This is a genomic window from Streptomyces sp. NPDC006610 (assembly GCF_040611575.1).
Taxonomy (GTDB): Bacteria; Actinomycetota; Actinomycetes; order Streptomycetales; family Streptomycetaceae; genus Streptomyces.
Window position 1 is genome coordinate 156,014 of record NZ_JBEXOP010000007.1, and the last position, 18,814, is coordinate 174,827.

The 18,814-nt window shown below is 71.2% G+C and carries 18 protein-coding genes and 1 pseudogene; 7 read left to right on the plus strand and 12 right to left on the minus strand.

From position 1 onward, the window contains the following. Positions 1–13: 13 nt before the first annotated feature. From ABZY13_RS08355 to ABZY13_RS08365, 3 genes are read right to left on the minus strand one after another with little or no spacing between them, the layout of a single operon-like run. The gene (locus ABZY13_RS08355; RefSeq protein ID WP_356628089.1) at positions 14–340 is read right to left on the minus strand and encodes a DUF1048 domain-containing protein; all 327 of its coding nucleotides are present in this window, start codon (positions 338–340) and stop codon (positions 14–16) included. Between the two features lies 1 nt (position 341). After that, entirely contained in the window at positions 342–698 is a 357-nt protein-coding gene (locus ABZY13_RS08360) for a DUF1048 domain-containing protein (protein ID WP_356628090.1), read from the minus strand. After that, the gene (locus ABZY13_RS08365) at positions 695–1,021 is read right to left on the minus strand and encodes a PadR family transcriptional regulator (RefSeq protein ID WP_356628091.1); all 327 of its coding nucleotides are present in this window, start codon (positions 1,019–1,021) and stop codon (positions 695–697) included. The genes ABZY13_RS08360 and ABZY13_RS08365 overlap by 4 nt, the downstream gene beginning before the upstream one ends. Positions 1,022–1,406: 385 nt before the next feature. Here ABZY13_RS08365 and ABZY13_RS08370 point away from each other — a divergent pair, with 385 nt between their 5' ends. Continuing rightward, positions 1,407–2,468 (plus strand): LacI family DNA-binding transcriptional regulator, encoded by a 1,062-nt coding sequence (locus ABZY13_RS08370; protein ID WP_356628092.1) that lies wholly within the window; start codon positions 1,407–1,409, stop codon positions 2,466–2,468. A 133-nt stretch (positions 2,469–2,601) separates the two neighbouring features. On the opposite strand, the gene ABZY13_RS08375 is transcribed toward ABZY13_RS08370, so the two are convergent. From ABZY13_RS08375 to ABZY13_RS08390, 4 genes are read right to left on the minus strand one after another with little or no spacing between them, the layout of a single operon-like run. Further along, the gene (locus ABZY13_RS08375) at positions 2,602–3,960 is read right to left on the minus strand and encodes a glycoside hydrolase family 32 protein (RefSeq protein ID WP_356628093.1); all 1,359 of its coding nucleotides are present in this window, start codon (positions 3,958–3,960) and stop codon (positions 2,602–2,604) included. Next, on the minus strand, positions 3,957–4,811 hold the full coding sequence (locus tag ABZY13_RS08380; protein ID WP_356628094.1) for a carbohydrate ABC transporter permease: 855 nt from the start codon (positions 4,809–4,811) through the stop codon (positions 3,957–3,959). Before ABZY13_RS08380 ends, ABZY13_RS08375 begins: the two co-directional genes overlap by 4 nt. Before the next feature lie 13 nt (positions 4,812–4,824). Next, positions 4,825–5,778: a sugar ABC transporter permease gene (locus ABZY13_RS08385; protein WP_356628095.1), complete on the minus strand. Its 954-nt coding sequence runs from the start codon at positions 5,776–5,778 to the stop codon at positions 4,825–4,827. Continuing rightward, on the minus strand, positions 5,775–7,181 hold the full coding sequence (locus tag ABZY13_RS08390; protein ID WP_356628096.1) for an extracellular solute-binding protein: 1,407 nt from the start codon (positions 7,179–7,181) through the stop codon (positions 5,775–5,777). Before ABZY13_RS08390 ends, ABZY13_RS08385 begins: the two co-directional genes overlap by 4 nt. A gap of 186 nt (positions 7,182–7,367) precedes the next feature. Here ABZY13_RS08390 and ABZY13_RS08395 point away from each other — a divergent pair, with 186 nt between their 5' ends. After that, positions 7,368–8,918, plus strand: coding sequence for a glycoside hydrolase family 32 protein (locus ABZY13_RS08395; RefSeq protein ID WP_356628097.1), 1,551 nt, complete (start codon positions 7,368–7,370; stop codon positions 8,916–8,918). 241 nt (positions 8,919–9,159) lie between these two features. Here ABZY13_RS08395 and ABZY13_RS08400 read toward each other — a convergent pair. Together ABZY13_RS08400 and ABZY13_RS08405 are read right to left on the minus strand one after the other, a co-directional pair. Then, positions 9,160–9,348 (minus strand): annotated as a pseudogene (locus ABZY13_RS08400) (transposase); the annotation flags it as partial. Positions 9,349–9,697: 349 nt separating this feature from the next. Then, the gene (locus ABZY13_RS08405) at positions 9,698–10,126 is read right to left on the minus strand and encodes a hypothetical protein (RefSeq protein ID WP_356628098.1); all 429 of its coding nucleotides are present in this window, start codon (positions 10,124–10,126) and stop codon (positions 9,698–9,700) included. A 520-nt stretch (positions 10,127–10,646) separates the two neighbouring features. On the opposite strand from ABZY13_RS08405, the gene uppS reads away from it, so the two are divergent. Continuing rightward, the gene (uppS, locus tag ABZY13_RS08410) at positions 10,647–12,227 is read left to right on the plus strand and encodes a polyprenyl diphosphate synthase (RefSeq protein WP_356628099.1); all 1,581 of its coding nucleotides are present in this window, start codon (positions 10,647–10,649) and stop codon (positions 12,225–12,227) included. A gap of 20 nt (positions 12,228–12,247) precedes the next feature. Here the strand turns inward: uppS and ABZY13_RS08415 are convergent, their stop codons facing one another. After that, positions 12,248–12,892, minus strand: a complete 645-nt coding sequence (locus tag ABZY13_RS08415; RefSeq protein WP_356628100.1) for a hypothetical protein — start codon at positions 12,890–12,892, stop codon at positions 12,248–12,250. A 268-nt stretch (positions 12,893–13,160) separates the two neighbouring features. Here ABZY13_RS08415 and ABZY13_RS08420 point away from each other — a divergent pair, with 268 nt between their 5' ends. Both ABZY13_RS08420 and ABZY13_RS08425 read left to right on the plus strand, forming a co-directional pair. Then, the gene (locus ABZY13_RS08420) at positions 13,161–13,547 is read left to right on the plus strand and encodes a VOC family protein (RefSeq protein ID WP_356628101.1); all 387 of its coding nucleotides are present in this window, start codon (positions 13,161–13,163) and stop codon (positions 13,545–13,547) included. A gap of 493 nt (positions 13,548–14,040) precedes the next feature. Further along, on the plus strand, positions 14,041–14,601 hold the full coding sequence (locus ABZY13_RS08425; protein ID WP_356628102.1) for a GNAT family protein: 561 nt from the start codon (positions 14,041–14,043) through the stop codon (positions 14,599–14,601). Positions 14,602–14,710: 109 nt separating this feature from the next. On the opposite strand, the gene ABZY13_RS08430 is transcribed toward ABZY13_RS08425, so the two are convergent. Beyond that, positions 14,711–15,775, minus strand: a complete 1,065-nt coding sequence (locus tag ABZY13_RS08430) for an alpha/beta hydrolase (protein ID WP_356628103.1) — start codon at positions 15,773–15,775, stop codon at positions 14,711–14,713. 111 nt (positions 15,776–15,886) lie between these two features. Here ABZY13_RS08430 and ABZY13_RS08435 point away from each other — a divergent pair, with 111 nt between their 5' ends. Together ABZY13_RS08435 and ABZY13_RS08440 are read left to right on the plus strand one after the other, a co-directional pair. After that, complete coding sequence (locus ABZY13_RS08435) at positions 15,887–16,522, plus strand: GNAT family N-acetyltransferase (protein WP_356628104.1); 636 nt, start codon at positions 15,887–15,889, stop codon at positions 16,520–16,522. Between the two features lie 35 nt (positions 16,523–16,557). Continuing rightward, a complete protein-coding gene (locus ABZY13_RS08440) occupies positions 16,558–17,403 on the plus strand; it encodes a PaaX family transcriptional regulator C-terminal domain-containing protein (protein WP_356628154.1) in 846 nt (281 codons plus the stop codon). A 137-nt stretch (positions 17,404–17,540) separates the two neighbouring features. On the opposite strand, the gene ccrA is transcribed toward ABZY13_RS08440, so the two are convergent. Next, on the minus strand, positions 17,541–18,776 hold the full coding sequence (ccrA, locus tag ABZY13_RS08445; protein WP_356628105.1) for a crotonyl-CoA carboxylase/reductase: 1,236 nt from the start codon (positions 18,774–18,776) through the stop codon (positions 17,541–17,543). Between the last annotated feature and the right edge of the window lie 38 nt (positions 18,777–18,814).

The window sequence follows — 18,814 nt, forward strand, 5'->3', positions numbered from 1 at the left end:
GGTGCGGCGGCTGTCACTTCCCGGCCGCGCCGGGCTTGCCGCTCATGGATTCCCGGTAGGCATCCGCACAGGTGGGAGAGTCCTTGATCAGGTCGTCGCAGAACGCGGCGACGTCGGTGCCGATGAGTTCCACAACTCCCTTGCCCGCGGCGACGCCCTCCTCGAAGAAGTCGACGACGCCGGAGAGGAGGGACCCGTCGGACAGGCTCACCGGTCCGACCTTGAACAGGTACTTCTGCATCTCCTTGTAAACGATCCGGTAGTCCGGCGGGAGTGCCTTGACCCGGGCCACGTGCGCCCGCCACCTGTGCTTGCCCTCGACGATGTCCTTGATGCCCACGTCAGCCTCCCAGCCGGCTCAGTTCTCTCGCGACGTTCCTGTTCAACTGCTCGCGCCACCGGTCGCGATGAGTTCGGGCCCCTTCTTCACCGGCAAGCGCGGCGCAGAAGCCTCGGACGTCCTCGCCGAGCACCTCGCGGACGCTCTGGCCGTCGGCCGCCGCCACTTCGAGCAGCCCCAGGGCGGCGTCGAGCATCGGCATCAGGTTGCGGCCGGTGAAGTCCCCGTGGGGGAAGAGGTGGGCGATGATCTGTCCCCACGCCGCCCGGTAGTCGTCCGGCAGGGCCTCGGCCCGGGCTTCGAACGCCTTCCATCCCCTGGTGAGATCGCTGCCGGTGACCTTCTCCCAGAAGTTCATCTCCCGCCCTCCTTGAGCCTGTCGATGCGTGATGAGAGGTAGTGCCATTTCGCCCAGAACTTCGCGAGTTCCTCGCGTCCGGCGTCGTTGAGCACGTAGAACTTGCGCGGCGGACCGACCCCGGACGGCCGCTTCGTCACCTGGACGAGCCCGTTCCTCTCCAGCCGCAGCAAGATGGTGTACACCGTCCCCTCGATGACGTCGGTGAAGCCGAGCTCGTTCAGCCGACGGGTGATGGCGTACCCATAGGTCTCCTCCCTGTCGATGATTTCGAGCACGCACCCTTCGAGCGTGCCCTTCAACATCTCCGTCAGGTCGTCCATCGCGGGCGCTCCTCAGCCCTGGGCCGGTACTACGTGTTACCGGGTACCGCTGTACGGTATCACCGAGTAGCGGGGCGGCAACGTCTCCGGTGGGCGCAACCCCGGAACCGATCGTTCGGCGAGGCACCCGGCTCACGACGGCGCTGCCTGCCGCGGACGAGGGAACGCCGCTACCGCCACATCAGCCGCGTCTCCTCGCGACCGTCGCCGACGGGTGGACCGGGCTTCCCCTCGGACGGTAGGCGCCGCTGCCGACTTGCGGAGTCGGGACACTCGGTCCCCTCCGATGCGACGAGCAGCCGAGGGCGGCCGGCCAACGGCCGCGTCCGGCTAGGCTGAGCAGCGATCAACCGCACGGGCGGGCAAGCAGAGGACAGCGGATGCCATGACGAGCGCAGAAGGCAAACCCACGACGGGAACGGGGCGTCCCACCTCGCGAGACGTTGCCCGGCTCGCCGGCGTGTCGCACACCGCCGTCTCGTTCGTCTTCAATGGCCGTGCCGAGGGCAACCTCTCCCCCGCCACCCAGGAACGCATCCGGCTGGCCGCCGCTCAGCTCGGCTACCGACCCGACCCTGTCGCCCGCGGCCTGCGCCGCCGCCGTACGGCCGTGATCGGACTGATCACCGACGAGATCGCGTCCTCCCCGTTCGCGGGCCGACTGCTGCGCGGCGCGATGGAGACGGCCTGGGCGAGCGAGCACCTCGTGCTCACCATCGACTCCGGCGGCGACCCCGCCAAGGAGGACGCGGCCGTCGCCGAACTCCTGGACCGGCGGGTGGACGGCATCATCTACGCCGCCATGTGGTTGCGCCGGGTCCGCGTCCCCGAAGGGCTGCACCGCACCCACTCCGTCCTCGCCAACTGCCTGCCCGAGGACGACTCCCTGCCCGCCGTCATCCCCGCCGAACGGGCCGGAGGCCGTACTGCGGCCCGGCTGCTGCTCGACCACGGGCACCGCAGGATCGCCTGCATAGGAGGAATGGACGACATCGCGTCCGCCGAGCGGCTGCGCGGCTTCCGCGAGACACTGCGCGCCGAAGGGATCACCGTCCCCAAGGAGTGGGTGCTGCGCACCGGTGGTGAGATCGTCGGCGGCTACGACGGAGCCATGCGGCTGCTCGACGGAGCAGAACCGGCCCGCCGTCCCACTGCCGTCTTCTGCTACAACGACCGGGTCGCGGCGGGCGTTCTGCACGCCGCAACCCGGCTCGGCGTCGCCGTTCCCGCCGGGCTGTCGGTGATCGGTTACGACGACCAGGAGCACATGGCCGCCTTCCTCACGCCGCCCCTGACCACGGTCGCCCTCCCGCACCGTGAGATGGGCGAGTCCGCCGCCCGCCTGCTCCTGGACGCCATCGCCGGCCGCACCCCGTCGGCCACGGTCCGCCGCCTGACCTGCCAGGCGGTGATGCGCTCGTCGGTGGGCCCGGTCCCGACCGCGTGACGACGCAGTGGCCGCCGCGGGGCCGGGGGGCGGTGTCGTTGCGGGGAGGAAGAACGGGACGCGTTCCTCTGGCCGCGGGTGGCGCCGGGGACGTGGGACCCGTGGCGGTGGGCGTGACGACCGTGCCCGGTGCTCAGTTCAGGGTCGGTCCGACCAGCTCCCACGCCGTGACGGTGGCCTCGGCGCCCGTGACGGTCAGTTCGGGCGCGTCGCCCGGGCGTCGGTAGACCCTCTCGGTCACCGTGGCCCGGTCGTCCGCGAACACCTCGTACAGCGAACCGTCCACGAGGACGCGGACGTGCAGCTCCGCACCGCGCGGGATCCGCACCTCCACCGGCGCGGGCCGCCCGGCCCGCCGTACGGTCAGGGTGCCCGCTGCGGGGTCGATCCGAAGCGTCAGCCCCTCCCCCAGGCGGACCGTGGTGAGCGTGCGGGCGGTGACCGTCAGGTCGTAGGCGTCCGGCAGCCGTGCGCCCGTGCCCGGCACGGTGACGAACGGTTCCGGCGCCCGCAGCCTGTCCAGCTCCGGCGCCGGCAGGACCCGCAGGGTGCCGTCGGCGTGGACGTCGACGGCGCGCGGCGCGGTGAGCACACCGGCCCAGTCGGCCCGCTCGGCCCGGCCGGGCCCGCGGGACTCCCAGGACCAGCCCCACATCAGTGCCCGCTCCGGCTCCTGCAGGACGGCGGGCGCGTAGAAGTCACGGCCGTGGTCCAGGGGGCCGCCGGTGCGCGGGGTGAACCGCAGCCCGTGTCGCGACGAGGGTTCGAGACTGCCCGTCAGGTAGCCGGTCGCACACGGGTCGCCGTCCCACAGCGACACCATCAGCACCCAGTCCCCTCCGGGAGCCGCCAGCAGCTGTGGGCACTCCCAGCCGACGGCCTTGTCGCCGAACGCGTCCACGGCCACCGGGTCGGCACCGTCCAGGAGCACACCCGCGAATCGCCACCGCGTCAGGTCGTCGCAGTCGTACAGCAGGATCGAGGGCGTGCCGTCGGCGTGGCCCGCGCCGACGAGGGCCCAGCGGCGGCCGGCGTGCCGGAAGACGAACGGGTCGCGGAACATCACCACCTCCAGGTCGGCCGGCGGGGCCGGCACCACGGGCACGGGCAGCGGCTTCCACTCGGTCAGCGCCGGATCGTCGGGGTCGGCCGCGCGGGCCAGGCAGACGGTGCCGAGGCCGGTGTGGTGGTGGTCGATTCCCGTGTACACCGCTGTCGGGACCCCGTCGTCGTCGACCACGCAGCCGGACCAGCAGCCCGCCTCGTCGGGTCCGCCGGGCGTCGGGGTGAGCGCGATCGGATGGTGCTGCCAGCGGGCCAGGTCCGGACTGGACGCGTGGCCCCAGTGGATGTCGGCGTGCACCGGCGCGCCCGGATTGTGCTGGTAGAAGAGGTGGTAGCGGTCACCCCAGCGGAACGGGCCGTTCGGGTCGTTGATCCAGTTGGCGGGCGGACGGACCCGGTAGCGCGGCGCGTTGCTGTCGGGGCTCAACGGTTGACTCCTGCGGAGGTGATGCCCTCGCGGAGAGGGCGCTGGCCGACGACGAACACGGCGACGGCGGGGATCATGGACAGCACCACACCGGCGAGCACCACCGAGACGGAGCCGGTGCCGAGGTTGCCCTGGAGGGAGACCAGCCCGAGCGGCAGGGTGTAGTTCTGGCCGGAGGTCTCCAGGATCAGCGGGCGGAAGAACTCGTTCCAGTGGTAGTTGAAGGCCAGTACGCCGACGATGGCGAGACCGGGTGCAGCGAGCGGCGCGTACACCGAGCGGAACACCCGCCACGGGCCCGCTCCGTCGAGCATCGCCGCCTCGCCCAGGTCCTTCGGCATGCCCAGGAAGTACTGGCGCATCAGGAACGTGCCGAACGCGGTCGGGAACGCCGGAATGATCAGGCCGAGCAGGGTGTCGGTCAGCCCCATCGACTTCAGCACCAGGAACACCGGCACGATGGTGACCTGCAACGGCACCATCATGGTCGCCAGGACCAGGGCGAACAGCGGCTTCTTGAACCGGAACTCCAGGCGGGCGAAGGCGTATCCGGCGAGCCCCGCGGTGATCATCTGGCCGACCGCGATCAGCGCCGTCACCAGCGTCGAGTTCAGGGCGAGCAGCCAGACGTCGATCTGCGCGAACACCCCGCGGTAGGCCTCGGCGGTCGGCTCCGAGGGAATGATCGCCGGCGGCAGGTCGAAGGACTCCGCGGGAGTGCGCAGCGAGGTGGAGACGGTCCAGATCACCGGGCCGAGGGTGAGCAGGGCGCAGACGGCCAGGCCGGCGATGCGCGCCCACGGCGCGAGGGAGTGACGCACCGTGCCGGTGGTCAGGGTCGTGTGGCTCATGGGACTCACCGGCTCACTGGTAGTGGACGAAACGCCGGCTGAGCCGGAACTGGAGGGCGGTCACCGCCATGACCAGGACGAACAGCAGCACCCCCACTGCGGACGCGGTGCCGAAGCGCAGCTGCTCGAAGGCGGTCTCGTAGATGACCATCACGACGGTGCGGGTGGAGTCGCCGGGACCGCCGTCGGTCAGCACGTACGGCTGCTCGAAGACCTGGAGCGCGTTGATGATGCCGACCACGGACGCCACCAGCAGCGTCGGCGACAGCAGCGGCAGGGTGACGTGCAGGTGCTTGCGGGGTCCGGTGGCGCCGTCCAGGGCGGCGGCCTCGTGGACCTCCTTCGGGATGTTGTTGAGCCCGCCGACGAACAGCAGGAAGGAGAACCCGAACTGCTGCCAGACGTAGACCAGGATCACCGCGGCCATCGCCCCGTTCTCCGAGGTCAGCCAGGGCACCGGGGCGATCCCGACCAGCCCGAGCAGCCAGTTCACCAGCCCGAAATCCTGGTTGAACAGGTACTTCATCACCACGGAGATGGACGCCGCGGACAGTACCAGGGGGAAGAAGAACGCCGACCGGAACACCGACCGCAGCCACACCGGCATCCGCCCGTTCACCACGATCGCCAGCACGAGCGCGATCAGCAGTTGCAGCGCGACCGCCAGCACCATGAACAGCAGCGTGTTGCGGAAGGAGACCAGCACGGTCGAGTCGCCGAAGACCTCGCGGTAGTTGGCCGCCCCGGCGAAGCGCGGATCGTCGATGACGTTCCAGTGGAAGAGGCTCAGCACCACCGAGCCGACGATCGGGACGACCGTGAAGACGACGATGCCGACGATCGTCGGCGCCAGGAACAGGGCGGCCAGCAGCCGCGTGCCGCGCTCCCGCGCGGAAGGTCGGACCGCGGCGGGCGGCCGGAGCGCCGACTGCGACCGGACCGGGGGGATCTTCTGGGTGTTCGTCATACGTCACGCTCCATGGCCTTCTCCAGATCGCCCTGGAGCCGGCGCAGCGCCGGACGCACCGCGCGCGGGGAGGACAAGGCGGTGCCGGTGTGCTTCAGCAGCACCTGTTCGACCTCGGCCACCTGCGGTGGCGCCGGGATCGGCCCCGTGTCGGGGAACCGGTCGAGGGTGTCGTAGAAGACCCGCCAGTGGTCGGGGCCGGTCTCCCGGTAGCGGCCCGCGGTCAGCATCGAGCGGCGCGCCGGGGTGGTCTGGTTGGTGGTGAACAGCCGGGTGAGCGTGTCCTTGCGGGCGGCGTACTTGATGAACTCCCACGCCTCCTCCTGCCGGTCGGAGGTGCGCAGCAGCGCGTAGCCCGCCGCTCCGAACTGGTGGCGCTGGGTGCGCCAGCGCGGGAAGTACTGCACGTCGTAGCCGTCGGCGGGCATCCCCGCCTGGTGCAGGCCGCCCGCCCAGAAGCCGCCCGCGGGCGTCACCCCGACCCGGCCCGTGGAGAACACGCCGACCAGGTTCTGCCCGTTGCCGCCCTCGGGGCGGGTGCACAGGCCCTCTTCGATGAGGGAGGCCAGGTACTCGTACGTCTCCTCGAACCGGGCGCCGGTCGCCTGCGGGGTGGTCCAGCGGAAGCCGCCGCCGCGCCCTTGGCGCTGGTCGGCCGGGTAGAAGGCGTCCCACAGCCAGTCTCCGCCGGGCGCCTTGGACTCGGCCAGCAGGTTGGTGCCGCCGGCGAAGAGCCAGGGCACCACCCCGCCCCAGAGCCGGTTGGTCCAGAAGTACGGCGTGAAGTGGGAGTCGCTCGACTTCTTCATCCGGCGCAGCAGCGCGGTGAAGTCCTCCCGGGTCCAGTCGGGCGGCGGATGGTCTGCGCCGGCCCGTCGCAGCACCTGCCGGTTGAGGTACATGTCGGCCGCGTTGAACTCCACGGGCAGCTGGTACAGGCTGCCCTCGTACATCATCGACTCCACCAGTGAGGGGTGGACGTCGGCGAAGTACTCCCGCAGCTCGTCGGCGTCCCGCCGGACCCAGCGGTCCAGGGGCGCCCCGAGCCGCTGCGCGAACAGCTGCACGCCCTCCGTCGCGACGTAGACCAGGTCGGGGGCCGTGCCCGCGGCGATCTGGGTGAGGATCTTGGCGAAGAAGTCCGACCAGTCGACGGCCTGCACCGCGTTGATCCGGAGCTTGATGTCGGGGTGGCGCTCGGCGAAGCCCTCGGTGAGGGTGCGCACGGCGGCCGGGCCGTAGGCGGGGCCCAGGGTGGCGACGACGAGGGAGTCGTCGTCGCGGCCGGGGATGTCGGCCGCGGTGAGCCGGTCCCAGGAGGCGGCGGTGCCGGCCAGCGCGGCGGCCGCCGCGCCGTAGGCGCCGTACCGCAGCAGGCTGCGGCGGGTGTGCAAGTCGGTCATCGGGCGTGCCTAACGCGTGTTAGTCATGGGTTGGTGCCGACGATGATGGGAACCGCGCAGCAGCCCTGTCAAGACATGCGAGACCCTTGACCTTTAACGAGTTAGGTCTACAGTCCTGGTTCAACATGAGCCGCCGTTCCGAGCCGTCGCTTGCCGGGCTCGCTCGAACGAAAGGAACGATGCGTGATGCGTGGACTGTCCAGACGAGCACTCTTCGCCGGGTCCGCCGCGGGCGCCGGCGCCGCACTCCTGCCCACGTCGGGTCCCGCCGCGGCGGGACCCCGGGCCGCCGCCCCGACCTGCGCCAGCTATCGGCCGGCGTACCACTTCACCGTCCCCGACCAGTGGAAGAACGACCCGCAGCGCCCGGTCTGGATCGACGGCGAGTACCACTACTACTACCTGTACAACCCGGACTACTTCGCCGGCGGCACCACGACAGGAACCGCCTGGCGCCTGGTCACCAGCACCGACCTGGTCCGCTTCACCGACCGCGGCATCGCCGTCCCGAAGGACACCACGCCCAACGGGGACGTCTGGTCGGGCTCGGCGGTCGTGGACACGCGCAACACGGCGGGCTTCGGCGCCGGCGCGGTCATCGTGCTCGCGACCATGGAACCGGCGGGCGGTGCACAGGCCCAGTACCTGTACTACTCCACCGACGGCGGCCGCACCTTCCGTCCTCACGGCACCGGCCCGGTCCTGCCCAATCCCGGCGCCCGCGACTTCCGCGACCCGAAGGTGATCCGCGACGAACAGCGCAACCGGTGGGTGATGGCGCTCGCCGAGAACAACAAGGTGGGCTTCTACCACTCGACGGACCTGAAGAGGTGGACGTACGCCGGCGGCTTCATCAAGGACGGCATCGGCGTGCTGGAGTGCCCCGACCTGTTCCGGATCATCGCCGAGGACGGCACCGCGAAGTGGGTGCTCGGGGTGAGCGCCAACGGCAAGGGCGCCGGGCTGCCCAACACCTACGCCTACTGGACCGGCGCCTTCGACGGCAGCGCCTTCGCCCCCGACACGTCGGACCCGCAGTGGCTCGACCACGGCTGGGACTGGTACGGCGCCGTCACCTTCGAGAAACGGACCACCAGCGGCACCCTCGACGAGCGCGCCCGCTACGCCATCGGCTGGCTGAACAACTGGGACTACGCCAACACCACGCCCACCATCGACACCGACGGCTTCAACGGCACCGACTCCATCGTCCGCGAGGTCACGCTCAAGCGCGCCGCCACCGGCGCCTACCACCTCGTCTCACGCCCGATCGCCGCCCTGGACCGCTATGTCTCACGCACACTGAGCCTGGGCGACCTCGCGGTCGAGGGCACACGTGTACTCGACTACCGCGGCACCGCATACGAGGTGACCTGCGAGATCACCTGGGAGCAGCTCACCGGCGCAGGTCTCCAACTGCGCCGCTCCAACGACGGCGGCCGCCATGTCGACGCGGGGGTGTACCGCGACTACGCCTTCCTCAATCGCAGGTCCACCGTCAACCCGGACGCCTCGGGGCGCTGGCAGGAGAGCAAGAGCCCGTTCGATCCGTCGGCGCGACGGGTGCGCCTGAGAGTGCTGGTGGACCGTACATCGGTGGAGATGTTCGTGGACGACGGCCGTTATGTGCACACCTCACAGGCATTCCCGTACCTCATCGACGACCGGCTCGCGCTGTTCACCATCGACGGCCGGGCGGTGTTCCGCAACACGGTGATACGGGAGTTCACCGTCTGAGGCTCCTCGCCCCTGCACGGGGGCACGGTTGCGGGGACCAATGGGCCCAGTTCGTCGTCCGGCCTCCCCGGCGGCGCCGGACGACGTTCCCGGCCCGGGACCGGCGTCCGCATGGTCCCGTGCCGACCGCCCCTCCGGCCGTCTCTCATCCGGGCGCACAGTCCTGCGGGGCCAGCGTGGTGGAAGCCGTCGCCGCCCGGTTCCGGAACACGGGTCGGGGAGGCGGGGTGAGCGCGGATGTCCTGAACCCCCGGCGGACCCGGGCCGGGGTGAGCCGGTCGGAGGTGGTGGATTTCTCCCAGGGCCGGCGGAACTCCTCGGCAACAGGCCGGGCGAGCCGGAGCCGGGTGTGAGCGACGATCAGGATCCAGGTCCAGCGGTCCGCCGCCTGGGGAGTACGGAGCTTCGGAGTGGTCCGGCCCAGGGTCTGCCACCGGATCAACGTGCCCTCGCCCGAAGGGGCGAGGACACCGTCTCGTCGGTGGGGGCCGGCGGGTTCTGTCGCCGGTGCTCGCCGGGTTCGTGTCACGCCGGATGCGCTCCCCCCTCTGACCGGCTTCGGGGCCTTCTTCGACGGCCCGCGCAATGTCCTCTCTCGCGCTCGACATCTATGAGCCCCGGGCCCGCCGACCCGACCTCGCCCATCCCCACTCCGCCGGGGAACACCCGCAACTGCTGTGGGACCTCCACCCCGGGGGGTGTGTCCACGCCGTCGCCCCGTCACCTTCCTGGCCGCTGACCAGTTTCCCGCCTGTGGCCGAGGCCGTTCGTTCGCGACGTCAGTCGGCGACTATGCCGCGGGCGCCGAGGACGCTCCGCAACTCAGGGCCCAGGAACTCGGAGCCGAGGACGCGCCGAAGGTTCGGAAGCAGCACGAGGTCGTCGAGGGAAGAGACGTCGAACAAGTCGTCCTCGCCGTCCCAGACCGGGGCGCACTCTTGGTACACCTGGTTACCGCCGTCCATGCACAGCTCCTCGACGCCGGCCAGGAGGTCGTCGCTGATCTCCAGTGATGCGAAGTGGCTGCGTGCCTCGGGCACAACCTGGTACGCCAGGCCGTGTTGCTGCGCGTACTGCCAGGGGTCGTCGCCGAGCCCCTTCTCCTTGAGGAGATCGGCGAGGCGAAACCGAGGCGTGAGCGTCTCGTCGATGTACATCAGCTGCTCGACGACGATGAGCTTGAAGTTGAAGTCCGTGAACGTGGCCATGCGCACAACCTAGACGGCGCCACTGACAGGACGCCTGCAGCTCCCGGTCCACAAGCCTCCGCGGCCGTCCCGACTCCCCTTCGAGGAGGTCTGCGCCGTGCTCTCGCCCAAGCGCCGCTGGATGCGGCAGGTCCTGCGACGGGAGTGAGCGGCCGGGTATGCGGGGACGGAGGGCGAGCGACCGTCGGCGGCCCGCCGAAGCCGTGAACTCAGGCGGCCGGGGCGCCGGTTGGATGACACGTGAGGAGGGGGCCCGAGTTCGGTGGCCGAACCCAGCAGCGCGCACCGCCCCCGGCGACCGCGGCAACGTGTCCGCCGACCGCGCCCGGCGGCTGCTGTTCGGATTATCACCCAGGCCGGTACCGATCGACCGGTGTGTCGTTGAGGAGGGTGGACGTCCCCGGCCGCGGGCCGGGGAGGAGGTGTCGCCGCCCGCCGTACCGCGGAACCGCAGCGGCGGCGCGGTCGAAGGGGAGGTCGGCACGTGTTCGGGGACCAGGCTGCGTTCGATTCGACCGAGTTGCGTGAATCCTACGAGCTGTGCGCGGCCGAGACCAGGCAGTTCCTGGCGCCGCTGTGGAAGGCCGCCGGGGTGCTGCCCGCCGCGGTCCGTCCCCACATCCTGGCCGTGCACGGCTTCGTGGTGCGGACCGATCGCCTCGCCGACGAGCATGGAGCACAGACAGACCGCGAGGAGCGGGTCGCCCGGTGGCGTTCCGAGACCCTGAGGGAACTGCGTGCGGGGCGCAGTGAGCACCCGCTGCGGCGGGCTTTCGTGGACACAGTGCTGCGGTGGGGGCTGGACCGCGCGGTGATCGGGGAATTCCTCGACGCGATCGGAACCGACTGTGCCTCCCCGCCCGCTTTCGAGACGTTCGCCGAACAACGACGCTACCTGCGGGGAGTAGCAGGAACGGTCTTCGAGATGTGGACTCCGCTGCTGGAGCCGAGAGGGGCGGAGGTGTCTTCGCTGACCTCCGTGCTGGGCGAGGTGTGTCAGCTGGTGGACATCTTCGAGGACCTGCCGGATGACCTCGCTGCCGGCCGGTGCTACTTGCCGCGCGCCGACCTGCGACAGCTGGGGCTGGAGATCAGCGATCTTGTGCGCGGTGAGCGGCACCAGGTGCTGGACGAGCTGGTGAGCATCCAGCTCGGCCGCTGGCGTGATCTGCTGGAGCAGGCGGTGCCGGTGGCCGAGCTGGTGGCCCCCGAATACCGGCCGTTCCTGCACGCCCTGCTCCTGGGCGCACAGCTGCAGTTCGACGAGGTCACGCTCCGGCAGGCCCGGGTCTTCACTGAGGGCGTCGAGCCGCTTGTGGCGGCCGATGGAGCGGCTCGCCGTCCCGCGTGGCCGCACGCCGGCGCGGTGCCGGACCATATCGCGGTGATCATGGATGGTAACCGGCGGTGGGCCGCACGGCAGGGCCTGCCCGTTTCCCGGGGCTACCAGACGGGCGAGTGGGCCGCGATGCGCCTGGTCAACGCCGCCCTGCGGCTGGGAGTGCGGCATCTGAGCATCTACGCGTTCTCCACCGAGAACTGGGACCGTTCCCAGGAGGAGCTGGCCGTCTTGTTCGATACGCTGGGTCACGGGATCGCCCAGGGGATCGAGTGGCTGCACGAACTGGGTGTGCGGGTGCGCTGGTGCGGGCGGCGCGACCGCATCGAGCCGTCGCTCGCCTCCTCCTTGGAACTGGCGGAGAGCATGACGTCGAACAACGACGTCCTGTCGCTGACCGTCTGCGTCGACTACGGCGGGCGGGAGGAGCTGACCGAAGCCGCCCGCGCGCTGATGGCCGAGGCGGTCGCAGGAAGGATCCGGCCGGAGGACATCGGCCCCGCCGACGTGGCCCGGAACCTGTACGTGCCCGGCCTTCCCGACGTCGATCTGCTGATCCGCACCTCCGGTGAGCAGCGAATCAGCAACTTCCTGCCGTGGCATCTCGCCTATGCCGAGCTGGTCTTCGATCCCAACCCCTGGCCCGAGTTCGGGCTGGAGCAGTTGCGGAAGGCCGTCACCACGTACGCCGGCCGCCAGCGCCGCTTCGGCGGCGGCCTTCCCGGTCCCACCCGCCCGGTGGAGCCGGCCCCTGCCTCCTGAGCTCGGGGCCGGCCCTCACTTCACGGCTTCGGCGGCGTGTACACGCCTTCGGCAGTCACATACGCCAGCACCGTGTCGGCGTCGAACACAGGAGCGCCGAAAGTAGCGGTGTACACCTCCAGCAGCTCGGGGGTGGGGCGCAGCGGCACCTCGCCGATGCGGACCGTCAGCGGCTGCCCCACGGGCGCCCCGTCGGTGGTCAGCAGGCCCTCGGCCAGACCGCACCGGAACACCGAGCGGTGCCCGATCTCGACGCCGTTGACCGTGCACTTCCCGGACGCGACCCCGTCCCGCAGGACGCTCTCGGGGTTGACGATCCGGAAGCCGCCGGTCGGCGTGCGGACCTCGATCCCACCGTCCAGGACACCGCTGCCCCTGGCCTCCGACAGGCGCCTGAGCGAGGGATCGCCCTTGCCGGACCCCACGGGGAACCGCACGGCCGACCCCCGGGAGTCCGTGACCAGCCGGGCCGGAGCCACGGCTTCGACGACGGCCCCCAACCGGTCCAGCTCCGCCTGGACCTGCCCGGTCCAGCGGACTTCGGCCCAACCGTCGGTGACCGTTCCCCACTTGTCGTCCGCAGCTGCGGACGCTGTTCCGGTGAACTGAGCCAACAGGGACGCTGCTGCGGCGGCGCCCAGGACTGTTCGTCGCGTCGTAGTCATCGCTCTACGGACCACCCTTTCCGGGCCGCAGGGTGCGACCCAGGAGGATCATCCGACTGTCGAGATATCCAGGCTGCGAAACAGCCTCAAACCACCCGAAAGCGTGGTAGGGCCGCGCCCTGGTGTACCCGGCCTTGCAGAAGTGGCGTTCGGGAAGCGGGCGGCGGAGCGTGATGATCGCGGCTAGTGGTGCGACCGGGAAGGTTCACCGTGGGTGTCGAGCGTCGGAGCGTGTCGCTCGATGTGTTGGTCCGTAGGCTCGGTCGCCATGGAGACAACGACGTCCTTCGTCCATCACCTCGGGGTCTTCGCTTCGGACTTCGAGGCCAGCGAACGGTTTTACACCTCCGCGCTGGAAGCTCTGGGGATCGGAGTCGGCTACCGGGCCGATGGCGTCGCCGAGTACTGGAGTCCGGGGCAGGACACGCCGTCGTTGTCCCTGGAACGCGCGGTGGACGCCGTCACCACGGGGGTGCACATCGCGTTCACAGCAGTCAGCCGGGATGCGGTGGACGCCTTCCACTCGGCTGCGGTAGCGGCCGGGGGCGCCTCCCGGCACGGGCCCCGCGCGTGGAGCGAGTACCGCGCCTACTGTGCGTTCGTCAGCGACCCGGACGGCAACAACATCGAAGCCGTCCACAAGGAGACCTCCTAGCGATCCGGTGCTGGTCGGGCTGTTGCAGCGACGGGGCGACCTCCCCGGCGGATTCCTTTCCGGCTCCAGAACACGGGCGCGTTCCGACGTTGCGCGGCAGGACGTCGGGGTGCCGGGCGTTCCGGTCGCACCAGCGCAGGTGGGCGTGCAGACGCGAGTTCGGTGCTGAGGCGCGCTGGACGATCCCTTCGTAGAGCGACCTGACCATGCAGGTCAGCGCACTGCACGGTGTGCGAGGTCTCTCGCCCGTGCGGAGACCCGCAGGCGATGCTCGTCGCCGGCCCGGTCGGGGAACGCGGCGGCGTGGCGGCGGGCCCGGGCGACGCAGCCTTCGCGCCCGGGCAGGGCATGGTCGGCCCGCACCGGGTGCTCGTCGGGCGCGTCGCCGCTGTCACCACGCGACGCCTGCCGTGTCACCGGGCGCCTATGCGCCGCTCGACCGTCCGGACAAACGGATGGTCAGGGCCGAGCGGGACGCGGCAGCATGCTCCGCATGACATTGCCCACCCCCGATCTGCACACCGCCCGCCTGCGCCTGCGACCGTTCGCCGAGGCCGACGCGGCACCGCTCTACGCGCTGCACAGCAGCGCCCACGTGCTGCGTTACTGGGACTCCCCGCCGTGGAGCGAACCGGCCCGTGCCCAGCGCTTCATCGCGATCTGCCGGACCATCGAGCAGGAAGGCACGGGAGCGCGGCTGGCCGTCGACCGCCTCTGCGACGGCGCGTTCATCGGCTGGTGCGGTCTGACCAGCTGGAACCCCGCCTTCCGCAGCGCGTCCTTGAGCTACGTCTTCGACGCCGCCGCGTGGGGCCACGGCTACGCCACGGAGGCCGCGCACGCCGTCCTGCGGTGGGCGTTCGACGCCCTGGACCTGAATCGCGTCCAGGCCGAGACCGACACCCGCAACCTGGCGTCCGCCCGGGTCCTGGAGAAGCTCGGCTTCGTCCGCGAAGGCACCCTCCGCGAGGACTGCGTCGTCAACGGCGACGTCTCCGACTCCTGGATCTTCGGCCTCCTGCGCCGCGAGTGGCACCCGACGGCCGGCCACTAGAGCCGAGCCCTGCCCGCCCGTCGGTCCGCACCCGGCAGGTTTCGGGGACGGGCCGGCTTCTCCGCACTCGCAGAGCGCGGAGAAGCCGGCCACGCCGTCAGACCGTTCCTCATGGAGCGGCGTGACCGCTTCGGCCCAGTTCCTCGATGAAGTGTCTTTGGTCGGCCAGGAATCCGTCCGCGAAGAGCGAGCGGGGGCGGAACAGCGCGGTGAGCGTGATCTTGAGGTCCGACTGCTCGACGGACTGCTTGAGCAGTGAGTGACTGGCGTCCGGGTAACGCTCGACCGTCAAGGCACCGCCTGCGTCCAGCACCTCGCGGTACGTGCGCTCCGTGTCGGCGGTGTCCACGTTGACGTCATGGCCCGCGAGGGCCAGCAGCACCGGTACGCCGCGCAGGGCGCGGAGGTCCTGCGTGGCGTCCGCGGTGTAGTTCCTGGAGACGAAGGCCCAGCGGTCGGCGGTCATGCCGTCCGCGTCGCCGCCCATCGCCCGGACGTACTCCTCGTACGTCGCATGCTGTCTCAGCAGCCGGCGGGTGGTGTCGCTCTGGGCGACCTCCTCCCGGGTACGGGCTGCTGACGCGCCGTCGGCGCGCAGTTCGGCGAGGAGGTTGTAGCGGCCCTGCCGGAGCCAGTTGATCGCGGGCGAGACGGCGACGACGAAGCTCACGGGCGTCCTGGCGGCGATCTTCGGCAGGACCCAGCCCGCCTGGCTGGCGCCCCAGAGTCCGATCCGGTCGCCGTCGATGTCCGGGCGGGCGCGGGCCCAGGCGATGGCGGCGGCTGCCTCGTCGGCCCGGTCGTCCATGGACTGGTCGAGCCAGTTTCCGGGCGCGCCCGCGACGCCGGGCTTGTCCCAGGACAGGGAGGCGTACCCGGCCTTGGCGTTCGCCTCCCACAGGGGCTTGTAGCCGTCGTCGTGGGTGGCGTCGACGGGGCCGTCGCCGTGGACGTACACGACCAGGCCGTGGCGCTCGCGGCCGTCCCTGGGGGTGGCCAGTACGCCGTTGAGGGTGTGGCCGCCGTGGCGGATGGTGACCCGCTGTTCGTCCATGTCGTAGGAGTTCTGCCACAGCACCGCACCGACGAGGCCGACGGCCATGGCCAGGGCCGTGACGAGTGACCACACGGCGATGCGGAGCCCGCGCCGTCGGGGCTGGGTGGTGGGACGCATGGAAGGGCCGCCTCTGCTCGGGTGTGCAGCAGACCCAAAACTATCATCAGCAGAACGGTCGTTGAGAGTCTGTTAGTTTTGGGCTCCATTCGGGAAGACGGGAGGCACGGCATGGGACGGGACGCGGCAGGCCCCGCAGCCGGAGCGGTGACGGTGCGGCGGGGCGTTCCGGCCGGCGCCGAACGGCGGGCGGCCGAGCTGTACTGGGAGGCCTTCGGCCGCAAACTCGGCCCCGCGCTGAACCCGGCGGGCAAGGCGGTGCCTTTCCTCGCCGCCCACCTGAACACCGACCGGGCGGTCTGCGCGCTCCTCGACGGTCGGCTCGTCGGTCTCGCCGGCTACCAGCACGGCGGGCGGGCCCTCACCGGGGGATCGGCCCGTGCCGTGCTGCGCGCCTACGGGCATCTGCGGGGACTGCGCCGACTCGTGCTCCTCGCCCTGTTCGAACGTCGCCCGGCTCCCGGACAGCTCCTCATGGACGGCATCGCCGTGGACCCGGCCATGCGCGGCCGCGGCGTCGGGAGCCTGCTCATCGAGGAAGTGGCCGCCGTCGCGGCGGAGCAGGACTGCCGGGAGGTCAGACTGGACGTGATCGACACCAACCCGCGCGCGCGGGCCCTGTACGAGCGGCGCGGCTTCAGGGCCGTACGGACCGAGCACACGCCCTACCTGCGCGGGCTGTTCGGATTCGGCGCGGTGACCACCATGCACCGCCCGGTCGCCACAGGAGGGGTGGGGAAGCCGTGAGCGCCGACACCGACCACGTCGAGGTCCCCACCCGCATGCTCGTCCACGCGCTGATCCGCGAGGACGGCACCGTCGCCGCGGACGAGCTGTACACCGTCGCCGACACCCTCGGCATGAGCGACCAGCAGGTACGGCTGTGCGTCAAACGACTCGTGGCCGAAGGCCGGTTCACCCACGAAGGCCGAGGCCGCAAGGCGGAACTGCACGCGACCGAGGACACCATGCGCGACCTCGCCCCCAACGCGGACTTCCTGCGGCACGCGTTCCGGCAGGACGCCGGGCTCGCTCCCTGGGACGGCGTCTGGCACCTGGCCGCCTTCGCGGTGCCCGAATCGGCGCGCACCGCCCGGGACGCCCTGCGCGAGACGCTCGTCCGCCTCGGCGGCGCCCCGCTCCAGGGCGGACTGTACGTCTGCGCCAACCCATGGGAACCGTACGTCGAAGAAGCGGCCCACCGTCTCGGCGCCCACGGCGCGCTCACCCTCCTCACCACGACGGACCTGCGCAGGGGCGAGACCCGGGAACCCGCCGAACTCGCCCGCCGCCTGTGGCCCCTGCGGGAGATCGCCGACCGCTACCACCGCCTCGGCCGCATCGCCCGGCCCCGCCTCGCCCGGCTCACCGGCCCCGCCGGACTCCCCCCGGCCGCACTCGTCACCATCGCCGTCGAACTGGCCGCCGAACTCACCCGCGCCATGGAGCCCGACCCGCTGCTGCCGCCCCAGCTCCTGCCCCGGCCCTGGCCCGGCGCCCAGGCCCGGACGCTCATCGCCCGGTGCTGGGCGGCTCTGCACGAACGCGACCGGGGCGAGGCCCGCCCGGCCCTCTTCCGCCTCTACGGCGACATCACCCGAGAAGCAGCCGGCCGGGCCACGCGCTGAAGCCGCGGCAGACGGCGAAGGTCCTGCCGGCCGGACGACGTCACCTCACCGCGAGGGCACCCGCCCTTGCGGGCGGAGGCTGCGGTGCCGTGGGTGACGACGGACGGCGCGCGCGGCTCGGGCGGTGCGGGAGCGGGTCAGGCCCGGGCGTTGACCAGGACCGCCATGTTGCCCGCCGGGTGGCGGTTGTCGTGGATGAGCTGGTGGGCCAGGCCGATCTCCTCGAAGCCGAACGTCCGTGACAGGCACGGGTCGACGAAGCCCCGGTCGATGAGCCGGGTCACCTCGCGGGCCTCGCGGGCGCTGGCCACGTGCGAGCCCTGGAGCCGCTTCTGCCGCATCCACAGGAAGCGCAGGTCCACGTCGCCGTTGTAGCCGGTAGTGCCGCCGCAGATGACGACCATGCCGCCGTTGGCGCACAGGTACATGGAGGTGGGGATGGTGTCGGCGCCGGAGTGCTCCAGGACGATCCGCGGGCTGCGGCGCTCGCCGAGCACCTCCCAGAAGCGCCGCCCGAAGGCGCGCGCCCCGGCCAGCCAGCGGGCCATCGCCGCCTCGTCGGAGGTGTCCGGCATCCGGCCCCAGTGGTCGAACTCGCGCCGGTCGATCCACCCCTGGGCGCCGAGCTTCATGCAGAACTCGCCGCGCTCCTCGCTGGAGACGACGGCGACCGGGATGCCGCCGACGTGCCGTACGAGCTGGATGGCGATGCTCCCCAGGCCGCCGGCCCCGCCCCAGATCAGCACGGGGTCACCGGGGCGGACCGTGTGCGGTTCCCAGCCGAAGAGCTGGCGGTAGGCGGTGGCCGCCGTCGCCATGTAGCAGGCGGACTCCGCCCAGGACAGGCGGGCGGGCTTGGGGTGGCACATGAAGTCGTCGACGACGGCGAACTGCGCGAAGGAGCCGTAGTTCTCCTCGTAGCCCCACACGCGCTGGCTGGTGGAGAAGGCCGGGTCGGCGCCGAGGCGGATGTCCTCGGCCGTCTCGTCCCACCTGCTGGCCAGGACGACGACCTCGTCGCCGAGGCGGACGTCCCGCACGCCCTCGCCGACGGCCCAGACGATGCCGGACAGGTCGGAGCCGCCGATGTGGAAGTCCTCGGTGGCGCCGGCCTTCCGCCGGGCCGCGATCACGTCGAGCGGGTGTCCCAGGGACGCCCAGACGTTGTTGTAGTTGACGCCGGCCGCCATCACCTTGATGAGGACCTGCCCGCGCCGGACGGGGGGAACGTCGACCACTTCGGTGCGGAAGGCGTCGATGGGCTGTCCGTAGCGTTCCTGGCGGATCAGCGAGGCGTACATCCGCTTCGGCACGGTGCCGATCTCGGGGGCGTCACCGAGTTCGTAGAGATCCTGGGGGGCGGTCGCGGTCATGTGGGGCTCCTGGACGGTCGGGTCCGCTGGGGACGGGA

What these genes read in the sequence shown, in the direction of transcription:
- ABZY13_RS08440 (WP_356628154.1), top strand. Translation starts at nt 16,558, where the DNA reads ATGCTCGTCCACGCGCTGATCCGCGAGGACGGCACCGTCGCCGCGGAC.
- ABZY13_RS08365 (WP_356628091.1), bottom strand. Translation starts at nt 1,021, where the DNA reads ATGGACGACCTGACGGAGATGTTGAAGGGCACGCTCGAAGGGTGCGTG.
- ABZY13_RS08380 (WP_356628094.1), bottom strand. Translation starts at nt 4,811, where the DNA reads ATGAGCCACACGACCCTGACCACCGGCACGGTGCGTCACTCCCTCGCG.
- ABZY13_RS08420 (WP_356628101.1), top strand. Translation starts at nt 13,161, where the DNA reads ATGGAGACAACGACGTCCTTCGTCCATCACCTCGGGGTCTTCGCTTCG.
- ABZY13_RS08435 (WP_356628104.1), top strand. Translation starts at nt 15,887, where the DNA reads ATGGGACGGGACGCGGCAGGCCCCGCAGCCGGAGCGGTGACGGTGCGG.
- ccrA (WP_356628105.1), bottom strand. Translation starts at nt 18,776, where the DNA reads ATGACCGCGACCGCCCCCCAGGATCTCTACGAACTCGGTGACGCCCCC.
- ABZY13_RS08390 (WP_356628096.1), bottom strand. Translation starts at nt 7,181, where the DNA reads ATGACCGACTTGCACACCCGCCGCAGCCTGCTGCGGTACGGCGCCTAC.
- ABZY13_RS08395 (WP_356628097.1), top strand. Translation starts at nt 7,368, where the DNA reads ATGCGTGGACTGTCCAGACGAGCACTCTTCGCCGGGTCCGCCGCGGGC.
- ABZY13_RS08370 (WP_356628092.1), top strand. Translation starts at nt 1,407, where the DNA reads ATGACGAGCGCAGAAGGCAAACCCACGACGGGAACGGGGCGTCCCACC.
- ABZY13_RS08415 (WP_356628100.1), bottom strand. Translation starts at nt 12,892, where the DNA reads ATGACTACGACGCGACGAACAGTCCTGGGCGCCGCCGCAGCAGCGTCC.
- ABZY13_RS08425 (WP_356628102.1), top strand. Translation starts at nt 14,041, where the DNA reads ATGACATTGCCCACCCCCGATCTGCACACCGCCCGCCTGCGCCTGCGA.
- ABZY13_RS08405 (WP_356628098.1), bottom strand. Translation starts at nt 10,126, where the DNA reads ATGGCCACGTTCACGGACTTCAACTTCAAGCTCATCGTCGTCGAGCAG.
- ABZY13_RS08430 (WP_356628103.1), bottom strand. Translation starts at nt 15,775, where the DNA reads ATGCGTCCCACCACCCAGCCCCGACGGCGCGGGCTCCGCATCGCCGTG.
- ABZY13_RS08360 (WP_356628090.1), bottom strand. Translation starts at nt 698, where the DNA reads ATGAACTTCTGGGAGAAGGTCACCGGCAGCGATCTCACCAGGGGATGG.
- ABZY13_RS08385 (WP_356628095.1), bottom strand. Translation starts at nt 5,778, where the DNA reads ATGACGAACACCCAGAAGATCCCCCCGGTCCGGTCGCAGTCGGCGCTC.